Origin of the sequence: Moorena sp. SIO1F2 (assembly GCF_010672755.1) — a bacterium.
Lineage (GTDB): Bacteria > Cyanobacteriota > Cyanobacteriia > Cyanobacteriales > Coleofasciculaceae > Moorena.
In genome coordinates this window covers 13743-29510 of record NZ_JAAHFV010000046.1, presented here as the reverse complement: position 1 = coordinate 29510, position 15768 = coordinate 13743, and the positions used below count along the sequence as shown (strand labels likewise).

The window sequence follows — 15768 nt, the reverse complement described above, 5'->3', positions numbered from 1 at the left end:
CGGCTATTTCAACCATATCTATTATTTATATGATGAATAATTGGGCGTTAACTATCTCCTAATAAGCAATTATTTATTTTTTTTGTTGTATGAATTTGAGAGTGATATCAAGTCTATTAGCATTGGTATAATAACATGGATTAATTACCAAACCTTGTGATATAAAATTCACCCTAATACTTTGAACAAAGTAATCAAGATTCGTAATTATATAACCTACATAATTATCTATACCGAAAAAAAAACGGATAATATTTTATCTGCTGCTAAAACAACGTTTATTCCCTATAAATGTGAACTAAGCACAGTTATATTTAATTGATTGTGGTGCTCATGATAGACATAAATCAAATCCCTATTGCTATTGATCCTAATCAACCAAGTATGAGCGCCTTAAAGCGTTCGGTTGGGCTAAGTTACTTCTTATTATCCATTGCCTCGACTTCCCCCTTAGCCAAATGGGGTTTTATAGCCCCGATCACCCTATCACTTTTGTTAGGTGTTGCTAGTCTGAAAACAGAACCAGCCTATGCTCATTTTTCGGGGCTATGTCTTAGTCTTCCGGATCAAATTGTTTCGGAAAAACCTCTTAGCCCTAAGAGCGAAACCTCGAAACCATCACAGAATAACGTCTGGAGCAACACAGACCAAGACCGGCTCGACAGGTTCAACTCTACAAATTTGTCTGAAAAGGCCCAGGAGGACTGGGCTGTTAAGGATTCATGCACGAGGATGAGGGCTAGGTTTCAAGCAAACCCGAACAGCCAATACTACTCGGTTAGTAGCGGACAAGAATTTGGTTGTGGCTACACAAACGAAAGCTGCCTGAGGGACTTTGATAGGACTGTAGGTTTATCCAAGCAATATGACCCTAAGAGCTTCCACCCCAGTGAAGATGATTGGGTATCGATTGAGCCTAAGAAGCTGGCACAAACCAACTTTGAGGAAGCACCAGAGCGTCAATTAATTCCAGAGATTGACCCTAAGGATGATAACCCGTTAGCTCCGACCCTAAACGTACAAGGTGCCTTGGTGAATCAGGAAGACACATCAGCGAGACTACGGCTGCAAGGAACTTATCCCCTTTCTCCCCATGCTTTGTTTGGTGCCACAGTTGACCTCACCACTGGGGAGGGCTTTTCCGACACCGAGGAAACGGGATTAAGTCTCAATGAACTTTACTTTACGACTTCTGTGCCTAGCTATTCTAATCTGCGCTTTGTGGTTGGTCTAATGGATTTGACATCTTATTTTGACCGCAATAGCTTTGCTAAAGATAGTACGACCCATTTCTTTAACCCGGTGTTTCAGACGAATCCTGCTCTGGCAGCAGCTGGTATTGCGTCTCGTCCGGGGGTACTGCTCAACTGGAATTTAACCGACAACCTGGAAGTAAGAGCTGCGGGCTTTTCTTCAGACCGAGACCTGGATGATTTTGCGTTTGATGGGTTTTCTTCAGAGCTAGCTTTCCGGGTAGGTACAGCCATCATTCGGGGGACTTACCTATCGGCTCGGGATGCTCAGAAAGATGGATTCCAGGAAATTTTTTCTTTGAACCGAGGGGATAACGAGTTTGGTCCGAAGTCCTCTGACCGCGAACAAGCTTACGGTATTAACGGAGAACTATATATTCCTGCCCTCAAGATGGGACTGTTTGGGCGCTATGGTTGGTACGAAAATCTTGATTTAGATAAAAGCGGGGATACCTACAGTGTGGGTCTGAACTTCTTAGATTTGTTTATGGATGATGACCGACTAGGGCTTGGCTATGGTCGGCAATTGTCTAATGATGACTTGCGCCGGGACCAAGGTAATAAAGTACCAGATGTTTGGGAATTGTTCTATGACGTGCGTGTTTCACCTAATGTGCGTGCAGGTGTGACTTTGCAAGGACGAGATGAGTTTTCAGATACAATTCTTGGTGTTCGAGTCAGGGCTGATTTTGATGTGAGTGATCTGTGGGATTGAGTGCTGAGTGCTCAGTAATCAGTCCTGAGTAATGAGTAATAGGTTTTTCAAGCTACTCGCTAATAGAATTGCTGACATAGATAGAACATAAACACTGATTCAGCCTTGATAGTTCATGCTTGATAGTTTATCCTTCATGCTTGATAGTTTATCCTTCATGCTTTTGACCAATGAATAACGATTCTCTTGGCAAAAAAAATTTATACTGGCAGCGTTGGTGGGTCTTTTTGATGGTTTTTGGGTTAGCAGGAGTATTAATCTTCAGCCCAGTTGAATCGGTGGTACCAGCGCTCCAAGCACAAGTTACTTCTGCTGTACGCCGAGGTTACGATCTGTTAAAGAAAGGATGGGTAGATAATGCGATCGCAACCTTTGAACAAGCTCTAAAAGGCTCTCCCCAATCGAAGGAAGGGAGGTTAGGTCTAGCGATAGCGTATCAGCGAGCAGGGCGAGATGCCGATGCTTGGGCTGCTTATCAACAAGTCCTAGCCATCGACCCAAACAATAAAGAGGCTCTGGAAGCGGTAGGAGAATTGGGAGGTTATCGTGCTGAATGGCAGGCGGATGGGATTGAAGCCCTAACCACTTTATTAAACCTAACTCCTAATGATACTGGTGTTCGTGCTCAGCGGGCTTTACTGCTGGGCTACCAAGGTCGTTTTCCGGAAGCCCTAGCTGATTATGAAATTGTGCTGGAGAGCAATCCTACACCAGAAATCATTGTTGGTGCTGCTCAAATCTATACCTACAGTGGTGACTATCAGCAAGGGCTAGAGCTATTTGATCGTTACCAAGCTAACGGTCAGCCGATTCCGGGAAATGCAGCGGGAGCCTATGCTCTGGCTCTACGGGAAACTGGGAATCCTGCTCAGGCGGTACAGGTATTGGAAGCTCAGCTCAATCAATTTTCCCAATTCTATGGCAATGATAGCTATCTACGGGCTGATTTAGCTCAAGCTTATCAAGCTTCTGGGCAACTGACAGAAGCTTTGTCTGTCCTAGAACCGTTGCGAGGGAGGGATGAGGCGGCTTTACCCTTAGCCCGGGCCCTTTCAGAAATTGGTCGTCGTGAGAGTCGCTCTGACCTAACCGAAGACGCGGTTACTCTCTACCGTCAGGTACTGGCCTCAAAACCAAAGCCATCTGTTGCTTTAGTCAGGGAAGTGGCTGATGTGATGAGTGAGGTACCAAGCCAGTGGGCCTCAGCTCTACAGCTTTATCAGCAGTTGACCGAGGAGCAGTCGAATAACCAAAGCTTGTTGGTGAAGTCGAATAACCAAAGCTTGTTGGTGAAGCAGATTATTCTAGAAGGTAAATTGGGACAGTTATCCGGAACTCAACGGCGACAGCGGTTGCTTGAGATAACCCAAACCCTACCGAGTGAACCAGCTCAGCAGCGAGATTTAGCCCAAGCTTTGTTGCGTCTAGACCCTCCTGAGCCAGAACTGCTGAGTGTTTACCAAGATTTGCTGGCTACAGGGGTAGATGTACCGTTTTTGCATTTCCGTGTTGCTCAGATTTTGATCAAGCAGAATCGACTAGCCCAGGCAACAAGTGCGATTGATAGTTACAGGGCAACGTCTACTGGTGGATCGGACCAGAGTACGGAATTATTGCTAGCAGAGATTGACCGTCGCCAGGGAAATCTTAATGCCAGTATCCAGCGGTATCAGAGAATTATTCAGAGTAATCCAAATAATAATTTGTTCAATGGTGCTTTGCGGGGGTTAGCGGGAATCTATATTGCCCAAGGTGATCCACAGAAAGCTCTGGTTATCTATGACCAGCTGGTATCTCGCGATCCCAATGATTTATTAGCCCAGCTGGGGCGTACTAGTGTGGCATATCAAACTAAAGGTATTGACCAAGAGGAAGCGGAAGGGGTACTCAATCAATGGCTACAGACTCAGCCTTCTATTGATCCACCGCCGGAATTGTTGAGTTTGGTGGGTGCTTTGCCTGCTGACCCAGCACGAGAAACCCTGTACATTACTCTACTAGAGGTCTCACCAGATAATGCTCCTGTACAATTGCGACGACTACAGGTTTTAGCACAGCGAGAGCCTAAGTTAGCTAAAGCTGAAATAGCTGAGTGGATTGCGGATAATCCTGATAATATTGATGCCTATTTTGTGCAGGGAGAATTGGCTATGGGATTGAAGGATTTGCGATTAGCTAGCAACGCTTACGAAGAAATTTTAGAACGGGAGTCTGATAACATTGGTGCCTTACTAGCTTTGGCAGGGATTAGCTTTACTCAACAGCACTATGCTAAGGCAACGGGGTTTTATAAACAGATACTAGAACTGGAGCCAAAGAATTTATCGGCTCGCCAAAATTTGGCTGAATTAAGTGTTGCCCAAGATTTTCCGTTTACAGCCCTCCAACGGTTTGAAGGACTCAACTCGGAAGAGCAAGAGTCTACAGGGACAGCTAATCCTAAGCTCGATAATCGCATCCTGCGGCTGGAGGTAGATATTCTGAAACGGCGAGGTTTTCAGCCTTATTGGGAGCGGTACTAATGTAAGTATTCAGCAGTCAGCCGTCAGCGCTCAGCTTATTTTATTCAAAATCACCGATTGCGCTACGCGCATTAGCTGATAGCTGATAGCTTAAGTACTAATACCCTGTTAATTTAGTTTTTAGGGTTAGGGCAAGATGTTAGATTTTAGGTGTTAGCTTTTAGGTGTTAGGTTTTAGTCCTTATTAAAGCCTAGCACCTGATAGCATTTCGAGCACTACAATAATTGTTATTTGCTAGGATAAGTTACTTTGGTTCGTTCTAATTATTCAACCAAAATTACTGGAATTGGACTGGTTTCTAACACTGTCTGAGATACGGAACCGACCAGCACTTGCTGCCAGGGTTGATGTCCCCGTTTTCCGATCACTATATCTGTTACTTGATGCTCTTGGGCTATGCGAACAATTTCTTCGGGAATCGAACCGGTTACGGTAATAAACTGATGCCGAATATCTAAGAGCAAGCGTTTGGTTTGGTTCTTTAATTGCTTGACTTCTAACTGATTTGATGTGGTGATCACATGTAAAACAATAACTTCCCCATTACTTCGTCTTGCTAAATCTGCTACTTTAGTTAATACGTGGGTGGCTAAACTGGAGGTATCGACAGCGGCTAGTAGCAGAGTATGAGAGGCAACGGTTACTTTGGTGGGGTCTACAGGGTCTTGGGATAAGAGTTTAGGGGCAAAGGTGGGAATTGCCCAAGCCCCTAGGGGTGCGGTAATCAAAATTGAGAGGGCTGCGATCGCTAAAATTGTCTGACCTCCTTCTAGCCCTTGACTCAAGGGAATACCACCAATGGCTGCTTGTACTGTGGCTTTTGCGGAGTTTCCGGGCAACAAAAACAGTTTCTCTCGCCAAGTCCAATTACTTCCCAATGTGGAGAGATACCACCCGACCATCCGACCGATACATAACCCAATGGCTAGGATTAAAATGCCAGGTAACAGGGTTGTTTCTAATACCCGCAGTTGAATACTAGCTCCCATCAAGACAAATAGAATAATCTCTGCTACTACCCACAGATGGTTAAACTCCATTCGCAAGCGTCGTGCTAAGGGAGGGTCTAATTGTATTAGGAAAAATCCCATTGCCATGGTAGCTAAATAGCCAGAAAAGTATGGCATAGTTTTAGCTAACACTACCAACAATAAGGCAAGTGCTGCGGTAATTAAGGTATCTTGGACGATAGTTTCGGTCCACTTTTGTTTGGTTATTATAAAAATAATTAACTGAGCAGCGATATATCCAATTAAGACACCAAGGGCGACCTGGATTAGAACTTGCAGGGGCAGGAACTGGAGAGCATTACTGTTGATCGTTCCCTGTGCCAAGAAATTCACCATCAAACTGAAGAGTAGCAATACTAAAACATCGGATAAGGCACTCCCAGTTAGAATCACATCTGGTATCCCTTTAGCTACGCCCCAGCCTAAACTTTTGAGTCGCAGCATTCCTGGCACAATCACGGCGGGGGATTCTGCTCCGACTACACAGCCTAGGAGTAATCCAGTGGGAAAATCGAAATTAAACAGTATCATGGCAGCAACAGCTATTGCGATCGCTTCGGTGATGGCAGGCAAAAAGCCTAACCTTACCGCAACAGTTCCTTGCTCCATGAGTTTCTCAATATCCAATCCTAGTCCTGCCCGCATTAAAATGACCATAACTGCGAAGGTGCGTAGGTCATCAGCAATAACTAGGACTTGTAGTGCGATCGCATCCCCCACTTCTGGTCCGATTAGGATACCCACCACAATCATGCCAATCAAAGGAGGTGCTCCCAACCGACGGGCAAGTTGACCCCCAAAAAAGCCCATCAATAAGATCCAAATTGTACTGCCTAACATCCGAAATGTTCGCGCTCGTATATAAAATGTAATTACTTGTCGCTCAATTATGAAAACATAGTTGATTCGGATTGGCAATACTTGATATCACTTGTTATGAAAATCAAGCCTAACCTTGCTATTACTTTGGCTACTTTACTGCTATCAGTTGAGGGGGCAATTGCTCAACCTAATTCATCATTTCCTAACGCTACACCACCGACTCCACTACTGTCGAACCAACAACGGGAGGAAGTGGAAAGGTTAATTAATGATCATCTAGAGAAAAGTTACACAATTCGCAATCAGATCCAATCGGAAGTTCATCGAACCTTTGACTGGACGATTAACCTGCTTAACCTTTTAATTACAGTACTAATCGCCATTCCTATTGTTACTAGTCTGGCAGTGCTATTGCTACGTCGTAGCATCATCAACCAATTAGTGTCTGAGACGCAAAAGCAATTCCAAGAAGAAGCTGAACAAAAAATAAAAGAGCAAATTGATGCTGAAGTCACTACGGAATTAAAACGACAAGTTGAAGCTTTTAAGCAGGAGCTGGAAACCCTTAAATCTGATTTTGTTTCTCAACTCCAGCATCTAGTTGTGGCTGCTCAACATGAGAAAGAGCAGATTTTTAACGAAATTTCTCGAATTACTCCGTCCATTATCCAAGAAGAATTTGTTGCTCCAGAAGTCCAACAAAAACTAGAAGAGCTAACTAAACAGCTGGAGTCGTTAAAGTCTGCTAATCCCCAGCTCTACTTAACGGTTGATGACTATATCAATCAAGGGCACGCTCTCTGGATTGAAAATCGCTATGAAGATGCGATCGCATCCTATGAAAAAGCGCTTCAGCTCCAGCCAGATTCCGATGTGGCTTGGTCAGGAAAAGGCCAAGCCCTGCAGAGATTAAAGCGATATGAAGAATCTCTCGCTGCCCATGCCGAGGCCATTAAAATTAATCCGAACAACTTTAGGAGTTGGTTTGGACAAGGTTATACTCTCAGATACATGGAACAGTATGAAAAAGCACTGATTTCCTATGATCAGGTTATTCAGCTCAACTCAGATTTTCATCATGCTTGGAACCATAGAGCCTATGCCTTGATCAAACTTGGTCGCTATCAAGAAGCCTGGGACAGTTTGGAAAGAGTACGGCAGGTAAAATCAAATTCATCTAATCTTTACTACAACGAAGCTTGTTATTATGCCTTAAACGGTGAGATTGACTCAGCAATTGCCAGTTTAGAACAAGCGATGAGTTTGAATGATAGACTTAAGTCTATCATTAATATTGATGCGGATTTTGACATGATTAAAGACGAGCAACGGTTCCAAGACCTAATTAATCCATAGATCTGACCATGGTATTTATATCTTCGTCTACCTTTGCTAGAATCTAGAGAGCAGGGAGCTAAATTATTAAAAACTAAAACAAGTTTATGGAAAGTAGTAAACTGCATTAGTCAACTACATTAGTCAACTGGATTAAACGTTTGATAGTTCCCTCCTAATGCTTCCACAACTGTGTGAGTATTAGTGATTAACATTTTGATGTAAGTATCAGCTTCACTACCTGGTACACCTAAGGAATCAGAGTATAATTCTTGTGGGGCTAACTTCACTCCAGCTTCCTGAGCTACAGTGTTGATCAAAGCTGGGTTGATCGTGGTTTCAGCAAAAATCGCCGGAACCCCAATTTTTTTGATAGCGTCTGCCAAACCCTTGACAGTCTGAGCACTGGGTTGTTCCTCAGTACTCATGCCAATTAAGCTTCCAGCTACTGGTATCCCATAGGCACTAGCATAATATTGAAAAGCATCATGAGTTGTGACTAGGTAGCGGTGCTTCTGAGGAATAGTTTGAATCTGCTGGAGAATCCAAGCATCAAGCTTTTTTAATTCAGCAGTTAGCTGTGCTGCATTCTTGGTAAATTCTTCCTTGTCCTCTGGTGAGAGTTCAATCAACTGATCCCGAATGGCATTCACCATTGCGATCGCATTTTTAGCATCTCCCCAAACATGAGGATCCGGTTCCTTCTTTCCTTCGTATTCAAAATCCAAGGGTGACACCACTTCCCCAACCGCAAAGCTCTTGATGTTAACCCCAGCAGACTTAATCAGCTTAATTAGTGCTGGTTCCAGATTGTAGCCATTGTATAAAATCAGATTAGCTTGTTCCAACGCAATAGTATCTGCTGGGACTGGCTCATAGACATGGGGATCTGCTCCGGGTTTTAGGATACCCGTCAGTTCAATTTCATCTCCTCCTACTTGTTTCGTCCAGTCGGTAATGATAGTGCTAGTGGTCACTACATTGGGCTTATCATCGCCATCAATACCACTCTGGTTTGTTCCGGTGGTATCACACCCACTGATCCAGACTCCTAAAATGATTACTACTGTCAGCCACCATTGGCGCTTTCTACTGTGAGACTGAATAATTACTCTCAACCGCTTCGCTCCAATTCAAAATTATCAATTCAAAATTCAAAAATACCCCACGAAGGAATTCAGGGGATTGAAACAGCGATCCAGCCCGGTCTTGGGGGTTCCCCCCATGAGCGACTGGCGTTCCACAGGACTTACAAGGTGCGGACGCAGGTAACCCACACAGACCCATGCGCCATGAGCAACTGGCGTGGAAACCGCCTCATGAAGGCGCTACATGCCTAAGAAACTGGGTTTGCAGCATAAGTCTTATCATATTCTTTTCATTGTTCATGATAAACTATTTTCATATTTGTATCATTTTTTGTTTCCGGAACCCTCTATGCCACATGCTGCCTCGGTTGATCACCTTGCTTCTCCCAAGAGGAAACACCAAGCTGGATATAGCAATCTGTCCCAGACAGGAACCATTACCCTAAGGCAACTGGGTGTACACTACCGCTTAGTAGAAGCACTCAGGGATATCAACTGTGAGATCAAACCAGGACGATTAACCGGAATTATTGGTCCGAATGGTGCAGGGAAAAGTACTTTGATGAAAGCCATGCTGGGGTTAGTTCCCACTGCCACTGGCTTTGCTATGTATCAGGGAAAACCTTTGATAGAACAGTTAGAAAAGGTGGCTTATATGCCACAGCGGACGCAAATTGACTGGACTTATCCCGCCACTGTCTGGGATGTTGTGCTAATGGGTAGAGTCCGGAAAACAGGATGGTTTCGTCGCTTTTCCACGGTATCCCGGCGGATCGCAGCGGATGCCATCGAACAAGTTGGCATGAGTGATTACCGCAATCGTCCGATTGGACAGCTATCGGGAGGACAGCAGCAGCGCGTCTTTCTGGCTAAAGCATTAGCTGAACAAGCAGATATATTCTGTTTTGATGAACCGATGGCTGGTATTGACAAAAAAACTGAAGCTGTAATTTTTACTATCCTCCATCAACTCGCCGATGCCGGAAAAATTGTGCTAGTCGTTCACCATGATTTGGGAGAAGCGATCAGGAATTTTGATGATTTGATTTTGTTGAATCGGGAGTTAATTGCTAGTGGCTCTAGGCAAGAGGTATTGAGTGCAGCTAATATGCAACAGGCTTATGGTGGTCAAGTCGTTTTTTGGTTAGACCCAGTTGCTGTAAAGTGAAAGAAGGCAAAAGACAAAAGACAAAAGGCAAAAGGCAAAAGGCAAAAGCTGATTTCTGATAGCACAAAAAAATCTTCCCATCGCTCTTTTCTACTGTTCCCTGTTCCCTGTTCCCTGTTCCCTGTTCCCTGTTCCCTTTTACCATCAATCTTATGTTGACATCTCACCTGAAAATGTTATATGTTAGAGGTTTTAATTGAGCCGTTGCACTATGGGTTTATGCAGCGATCGCTAATTACTGCGGTATTAGTGGGCATCGTTTGTGCCGCAGTTGGTAGCTACCTAATGGTACAGCGACTTGCCTTACTCGGAGATGCTATCAGTCATTCTGTACTACCGGGATTAGCGATCGCATTTATGATCGGTGCTGACATTTTTGTGGGAGCCTTTATTGCTGGGGTGGTTAGCACTGTCGTGATTACTTGGATCCGGACGCGATCGCAAATTAAAGAAGATGCCGCCATGGGGATTGTGTTTTCCGCTTTCTTTGCCCTAGGCATCACCTTAATTACCGTGATTCAGAAAGATAACAAAATTGACCTTAATCACTTCCTATTCGGTAATATTCTGAGTGTCACCAATGAAGAAGTTATCAATACAGCCATTATCACCGCGATTGTACTATCAATTATTCTCCTGCTGTACAAAGAATTAATGTATTATACCTTTGATCCCTTAGGGGCAAAAGCAGCAGGTTTACCAACTAACTTGCTAAACTTTGGTCTGATGATTTTGATTGCCTTGACCATTGTCGCTAGCCTCAAAGGAGTTGGAGTGATCTTGGTGCTAGCCATGTTAATCACACCAGGAGCAACAGCTTACTTATTAGTCCATCGGTTACACCAGATGATGATTTTGGGTTCAGCACTTGGGGTAGTCGCTAGTATTACTGGTATGTACCTGAGTTATTTTTTTAATCTCCCTTCTGGACCAGCCATTGTTTTAGTAGCTTTTGGTTTATTTATGCTGGCATTTTTGTTTAGTCCCAGTCAGGGAGTTTTAACTCATCCAAGTACTCAATTAGGACAATCACAAATTTGGCAGGAAATTAAGAGGTTGTGGCGTTGATATATGGTATGGGATTGTGGTTCGCGCACGGCCAAAAAGGAAGGCAGTTATGGTGAAGGAAGGGAGTAAGATTTAATCGGAGATGGTTTTTTATCACTAATTATCTGGACATAATATCATTCATTGGGGAAAATCGCAACAAGGGAAAGAAGAGGAATATCACCTAATTATACTTCGGTGATCTTCCTCTCCTCATCTAACAATAATTCTGCAAAAAAATGATTTTATGCTCCGGCAAGCTTTGCTCTACCAGAGGCTTGCAGAAAAACCCTAGACAAACACCTCATTGAAATTGTCGTAGAGAGTACTAGCTTGAGTCGAACTCACCACAGCCAGGAGGTCTCCGCCGCTAAAGATTTCAGCACCATCCTGACCATCAACGATGCTCAGATGATAAGGATTGGCAACATCAAAGGTAGTTAGACCAAGCTGGAAGTTGTTGACAGTATCAAAGCCATAGCCGGTGTCGAGGACAATTCGATCCTCACCACCCCCTAGCCACAGGGTGTCGTAACCACTGCCACTGCGAATGTAATCATCGCCAGAGCCAGAATAGATGACGTCATTACCAGAACCACCATAGATTACATTATCACCCTCACTGCCGAAGATGGTATCGTTACCGCTACCACCAAAAATCACATCCCGCTCTGAACCACCAAAGATTTCGTCATTGCCATTACCGCCGAAAAGGTAATTCATTCCCTCACTACCAAAGATCCTGTCATTGCCAGCCAAACCGTCAATGCGATCATTTTCGACAGTGCCAAACAGGTTATCATTGCCTGCTGTTCCCGTGATAATATTGATAGAATTCATTGATGTTTCCTCCTTAATAAGGAATCCTCAGTTGCTATGTAACCCACACCTCGGTTGTATCTGAAGTTACATCTGAGGTGGTGTCTGAGGCTGTATCTAAAAACTGCTGTGTTTTTCAGCCTCCAATAGTTAATCAAACTAAATTTGCCTTTTTTCTACAAAAGGTCCGGTTTTTGTAATATTTTTTAACAAAAGCCCTGGGCAGACTAACCCTGATCAAAAATGCGCCTGAGTTCACTCAGACGCACTATGCTCATCAAGTAATGATTTTATGCTCCGGCAAGCTTTGCTCTACCGCAGGCTTGCAGAAAAACCCTAGACAAACACCTCAGAGAAATTGTCGTTGAGAGTGCTAGCTTGAGTCGAACTCACCACTTTTGCCGGAAGCTAACCGGATTTAGACAAAAATCAAGCCCAAACATAGCCCAAAGAGGCTTTGTAAGGAGCAAACACGTCCTGATTTTGGTTGAGCCAATTGACATGCGCGATAAGACATGGCTGTCCGAAAGGAATCTATTGCTACTCTGGGAGAAGCCGCTACCGCGTCTACTGTAAATGTGTTCAAAGGCTAAGGGGGTGACAACAAGGCTAAAAAGAAGACAGGGTGACCGGTTGTGGGGTGTGGGATGTGGGGAAAATAGAAGCTATAGCAGAAGTCAGAAGTCAGAAGTCAGAAGTCAGAAGTCAGAAGTCAAACTCTTGCGCTTACTTAGGTTTGAGACTTTTGTCATGTACTAACTGCCCTGGCGACTGCTATACTTTGGAGTTACCCTAGCAAAAACCAACATGCCCAACCTGATTCAACCGTCTCCAACCTGATTCAACCGTCCCTTCTTGATGCAGTCGCTCATGGCGCATGGGTCTGTGTGGGTCACCTGCGTCCGCACTGCTGTTTGTCCCGTGGAAACCCCCTTTGGCCGCGCTGCATCGCTACCAACGTGGCATAGCTCCCTCGTTTCCCTACACCAATCACCCCACACCCCACAACCAGTAAATCTTTTAATCTTCTTGTCACCCCGTCAGCTTGACAAATTTGTGAGGGGGTAGTACTATCCATGAAGGTTTGTTTTGTATGAAAAATACTTACCTTTAGTTTCATCTTACAGGCCATTTTTTTGGTAAAAATAAAGGAAGTCATATCATCTCCGGATAATTAGTTATAAAACACGATTACCCTTGAAACCTTACTCCTTTACTTCAGAATAGCTGCCTGCCCCCCTTCCGCGCGGGGGGTTAGGGGGGATTCCCTCTGCCTTCGATACACTTTTATTATGGGTATTCAACCGGACTTGATATCACTTAAAGTAGTGCTGAAAGCCTTGCCTAGCAAGACTTTCAATGTGTAAGCAATTTTGCCTAGGTACTTATTTTTGAATTAGGAAACGGCAAAGTCAGTTATTTTACGGCGTTCTAAGGTTTTAAAGGCAAGGACAATTTGTTGGGGTGAAATGCCTAGTTTTACCAGTTCGTTGGCGACTCCTTCTTCTGTGCCGTCTTGTTGAAGCCAAATTTTTTCGTTAATGATATCAATGTGAATCAAACTGCCGTAAATTCTTTGATTTTTGTGCCAACCTATTTCCATGAGGAGATAGTGATCTTTATTTTCGTCAATGATTAATTGAAGGTCGCTTTCGGGGTCATTTCCTAAAAATTCAACGTAGTCTTGTAAGACTTTGATAATGGCTTGTTTTAGATTAGTTTTGTTTAAGGTATCCATGTAATCACCTCCTCTTGATTGACGTCAAAGGTAAAAATGCGAATGATTTTATCTTCGATTAAAACTTGTCCTGCTTCTTCTTCAAACACTGATGCTCTCACATCTTATGGAACAGCTAAATAGAGTTTTCTTTCGGGTTCGTAGCGTGCCAGTAGGTGTTCATACAAGACAAATTGACCCACTGCTTCCTCTAAATCTTTCATTTCTGATGCACTGCGGAAACTTTTAATTTCAACAGCAATTTTCTGGACACCTTTTTCCGCCGCCATGAGTCGTTCTGCCCCTAAGTCAATATATAAATTCTTTTTTCTAGTGAGTTTTAAACGATAGGGATCGTGGGTGATTGTCCAACCGTCTTTTTGAAGGGCATTGCGTACACTATCATGATAGTAGTCACGAACTGGCATGGTTATTGATTTAATAATTAATTTATTTATCTTAATTGACTCTGACGATTACCGTTATGATTCGGGTATTATTAAGTTAGCAAAAAGTGATTATCCAAGGATCAAAAATATTATTCATAGATGCTATGATGAATATCAAGCTTATTTTCAAAAAGAAGTGCTCCTATTTACTAAACCATTAGCACCAGGGCTGAGGGTATTCAACCTGACTTGATATTATTCATGATGTCGCTTTTTACCCCAAAGTACACCTGATATTATATCTTTATTGATCGTGTTACGGCGGTTTGCATAACTATCAGGTACACAGGATTGTTTTCCCTCTTCCTTCTTCCCTATTTCCTGCTCCCTGCTCCCTGCTCCCTGCTCCCTGCTCCCTGCTCCCTAAAAACCTAGGAACTTTTTCCCTAACTGAATTGCAAACCGCTGTAAATTTTACATCTCAAATACAAACGCTAAATCAACTTTTTACCGAATCTTGATTTTCCCTTTCCGCTGTGTCATGAATGGGCAAGTAAATAGGTGATGCTTGCCAAGCTGGCACCAGCCATGACGATTATTTTTAAATAGCTTAAATAGCGTTGTGAGTAACTGCTGCTGAGTAATAATAAGAAATAGATATCTAGGTATACACGAGAATAATCCAAATAATACCCTAAGATAGTCATGCTAGTCATTGAAAATAGCACAGCATAAATAATTGCACTGATTAGGATAACTTTGTTTTCCCGCAGGGACTGACTGGCTAGCAGTATAGTAACTACAAAAGCTGCTATTAATAAGGCAAATGAGTAAGCTTCAAACAGGTTTTTTCCCCCTAGTCCTCCTGTGAGACTATTAATCAGCTTTTGACCTATGCCAAATAGGGGGTAGCCAAAATTTTCACTACCTTCTAGATTCTCTTGAGCTTCTAGACGATAGAAAACATAGATAGCCCACCCAGCTACTGGTATCCAAGCCCATAATAGATGTTGCAGCTGCCGACCTTTGCGTTCCCATATACTGGTTAATAAAATTGCCAACCACATTAATAGCATTGTCTCCCGTGTCAGACAAGCAGCTGCGATCGCTATTGCTGTGTAAATCGGTTTTTCATTGCGATAAAAATAGATAGCTGTTACCAGCAGCAAGCTACTGATTAAATCAGCTGTTGAAAGGGATAAAACCATCCAAACTCCTGGTATAGAAAGAACCAGGAGTGAGTGCCAAGTTCTACCACTATATCGTTTGAGATATAAACTACTCACAAATACTATGAGAATAATAGCTAGACAGTTAATTCCAACCATTGCGTAGGGAATTAGCTGGGGATTCCCAAAACCTAATAGATAACCTAGCAGTGGATACAGAATTCTTCTGTAGCGATATTGCGGAGGAGTAATGGCTTCTATTGTCCCTGAGTTTTCTAACCATGGATCGAGAGCAATACTCAGAAACTGTTGACCATCATATCCCTGCTCTCCCTGATAAATCAATACTTTCTGACTATTGAGATAAGGAGAAATAGGGAATAGTGACCCAATTCTGAAAAAGCCAGTAATGTTCCCTTCAAATTTTACAAAATAAAAGAAACTTACTATAACTAATACTAAAATAGCAGCCAATATTGTATGCCTAATCTCAATAGGCTGCCGATTCCATAATTGTTTCATGACCTAATATCATTTTCGGTTGAACACTTATAATTAGTAGATAATAGGGAACAGGTAACAGGCAACAGGGAACAGGGAACAGGCGATGATAAGGGAGATTACCTACAAGAAGGAAGCTCAGTTTTTTGATAACTGATTATATAGCTTTTATTGCATTTATGAGGTACGCTTCTCAACCTCAAAGTCCCCCT

General features: G+C 43.1%; 13 protein-coding genes. 7 read left to right on the top strand and 6 right to left on the bottom strand.

Annotation, left to right across the window (positions count from 1 at the left end):
- The first annotated feature begins 333 nt into the window (after positions 1 to 333).
- Positions 334 to 1968 carry a hypothetical protein gene (locus tag F6J94_RS08900; protein WP_293039181.1) on the top strand — a complete coding sequence of 545 codons (1635 nt, stop codon included), beginning with the start codon at positions 334 to 336 and terminating at the stop codon, positions 1966 to 1968.
- Positions 1969 to 2138: 170 nt separating this feature from the next.
- Positions 2139 to 4490 (top strand): tetratricopeptide repeat protein, encoded by a 2352-nt coding sequence (locus F6J94_RS08895; RefSeq protein WP_293039178.1) that lies wholly within the window; start codon positions 2139 to 2141, stop codon positions 4488 to 4490.
- Positions 4491 to 4754: 264 nt separating this feature from the next.
- On the opposite strand, the gene F6J94_RS08890 is transcribed toward F6J94_RS08895, so the two are convergent.
- Positions 4755 to 6341, bottom strand: coding sequence for a cation:proton antiporter (locus tag F6J94_RS08890; protein WP_293039175.1), 1587 nt, complete (start codon positions 6339 to 6341; stop codon positions 4755 to 4757).
- Positions 6342 to 6437: 96 nt separating this feature from the next.
- Between F6J94_RS08890 and F6J94_RS08885 the strand changes: the two genes are divergently transcribed.
- Positions 6438 to 7679 carry a tetratricopeptide repeat protein gene (locus F6J94_RS08885; RefSeq protein WP_293039172.1) on the top strand — a complete coding sequence of 414 codons (1242 nt, stop codon included), beginning with the start codon at positions 6438 to 6440 and terminating at the stop codon, positions 7677 to 7679.
- A gap of 119 nt (positions 7680 to 7798) precedes the next feature.
- On the opposite strand, the gene F6J94_RS08880 is transcribed toward F6J94_RS08885, so the two are convergent.
- A complete protein-coding gene (locus tag F6J94_RS08880) occupies positions 7799 to 8776 on the bottom strand; it encodes a metal ABC transporter substrate-binding protein (protein ID WP_293018194.1) in 978 nt (325 codons plus the stop codon).
- 319 nt (positions 8777 to 9095) lie between these two features.
- Between F6J94_RS08880 and F6J94_RS08875 the strand changes: the two genes are divergently transcribed.
- A complete protein-coding gene (locus tag F6J94_RS08875; protein ID WP_293039169.1) occupies positions 9096 to 9914 on the top strand; it encodes a metal ABC transporter ATP-binding protein in 819 nt (272 codons plus the stop codon).
- A 180-nt stretch (positions 9915 to 10094) separates the two neighbouring features.
- On the top strand, positions 10095 to 10982 hold the full coding sequence (locus tag F6J94_RS08870; protein WP_293039166.1) for a metal ABC transporter permease: 888 nt from the start codon (positions 10095 to 10097) through the stop codon (positions 10980 to 10982).
- 270 nt (positions 10983 to 11252) lie between these two features.
- Here the strand turns inward: F6J94_RS08870 and F6J94_RS08865 are convergent, their stop codons facing one another.
- The 3 genes from F6J94_RS08865 to F6J94_RS08855 all read right to left on the bottom strand — a co-directional run bounded on the left by F6J94_RS08865 (position 11253) and on the right by F6J94_RS08855 (position 13925).
- Positions 11253 to 11801: a calcium-binding protein gene (locus F6J94_RS08865; protein WP_293039163.1), complete on the bottom strand. Its 549-nt coding sequence runs from the start codon at positions 11799 to 11801 to the stop codon at positions 11253 to 11255.
- 1375 nt (positions 11802 to 13176) lie between these two features.
- The gene (locus F6J94_RS08860; RefSeq protein WP_008181118.1) at positions 13177 to 13518 is read right to left on the bottom strand and encodes a XisI protein; all 342 of its coding nucleotides are present in this window, start codon (positions 13516 to 13518) and stop codon (positions 13177 to 13179) included.
- 104 nt (positions 13519 to 13622) lie between these two features.
- On the bottom strand, positions 13623 to 13925 hold the full coding sequence (locus F6J94_RS08855; protein WP_367142181.1) for a XisH family protein: 303 nt from the start codon (positions 13923 to 13925) through the stop codon (positions 13623 to 13625).
- Between F6J94_RS08855 and F6J94_RS34195 the strand changes: the two genes are divergently transcribed.
- Both F6J94_RS34195 and F6J94_RS08850 read left to right on the top strand, forming a co-directional pair.
- The gene (locus tag F6J94_RS34195) at positions 13924 to 14139 is read left to right on the top strand and encodes a T3SS effector HopA1 family protein (protein ID WP_367142180.1); all 216 of its coding nucleotides are present in this window, start codon (positions 13924 to 13926) and stop codon (positions 14137 to 14139) included. The two genes, F6J94_RS08855 and F6J94_RS34195, sit on opposite strands and share 2 nt — an antisense overlap.
- Positions 14140 to 14212: 73 nt before the next feature.
- On the top strand, positions 14213 to 14407 hold the full coding sequence (locus F6J94_RS08850) for a hypothetical protein (RefSeq protein WP_293039160.1): 195 nt from the start codon (positions 14213 to 14215) through the stop codon (positions 14405 to 14407).
- Between the two features lie 18 nt (positions 14408 to 14425).
- Here F6J94_RS08850 and F6J94_RS08845 read toward each other — a convergent pair whose 3' ends face one another.
- The gene (locus tag F6J94_RS08845; protein ID WP_367142179.1) at positions 14426 to 15577 is read right to left on the bottom strand and encodes an AZOBR_p60025 family cell surface glycopolymer formation protein; all 1152 of its coding nucleotides are present in this window, start codon (positions 15575 to 15577) and stop codon (positions 14426 to 14428) included.
- Positions 15578 to 15768 lie beyond the last annotated feature (191 nt).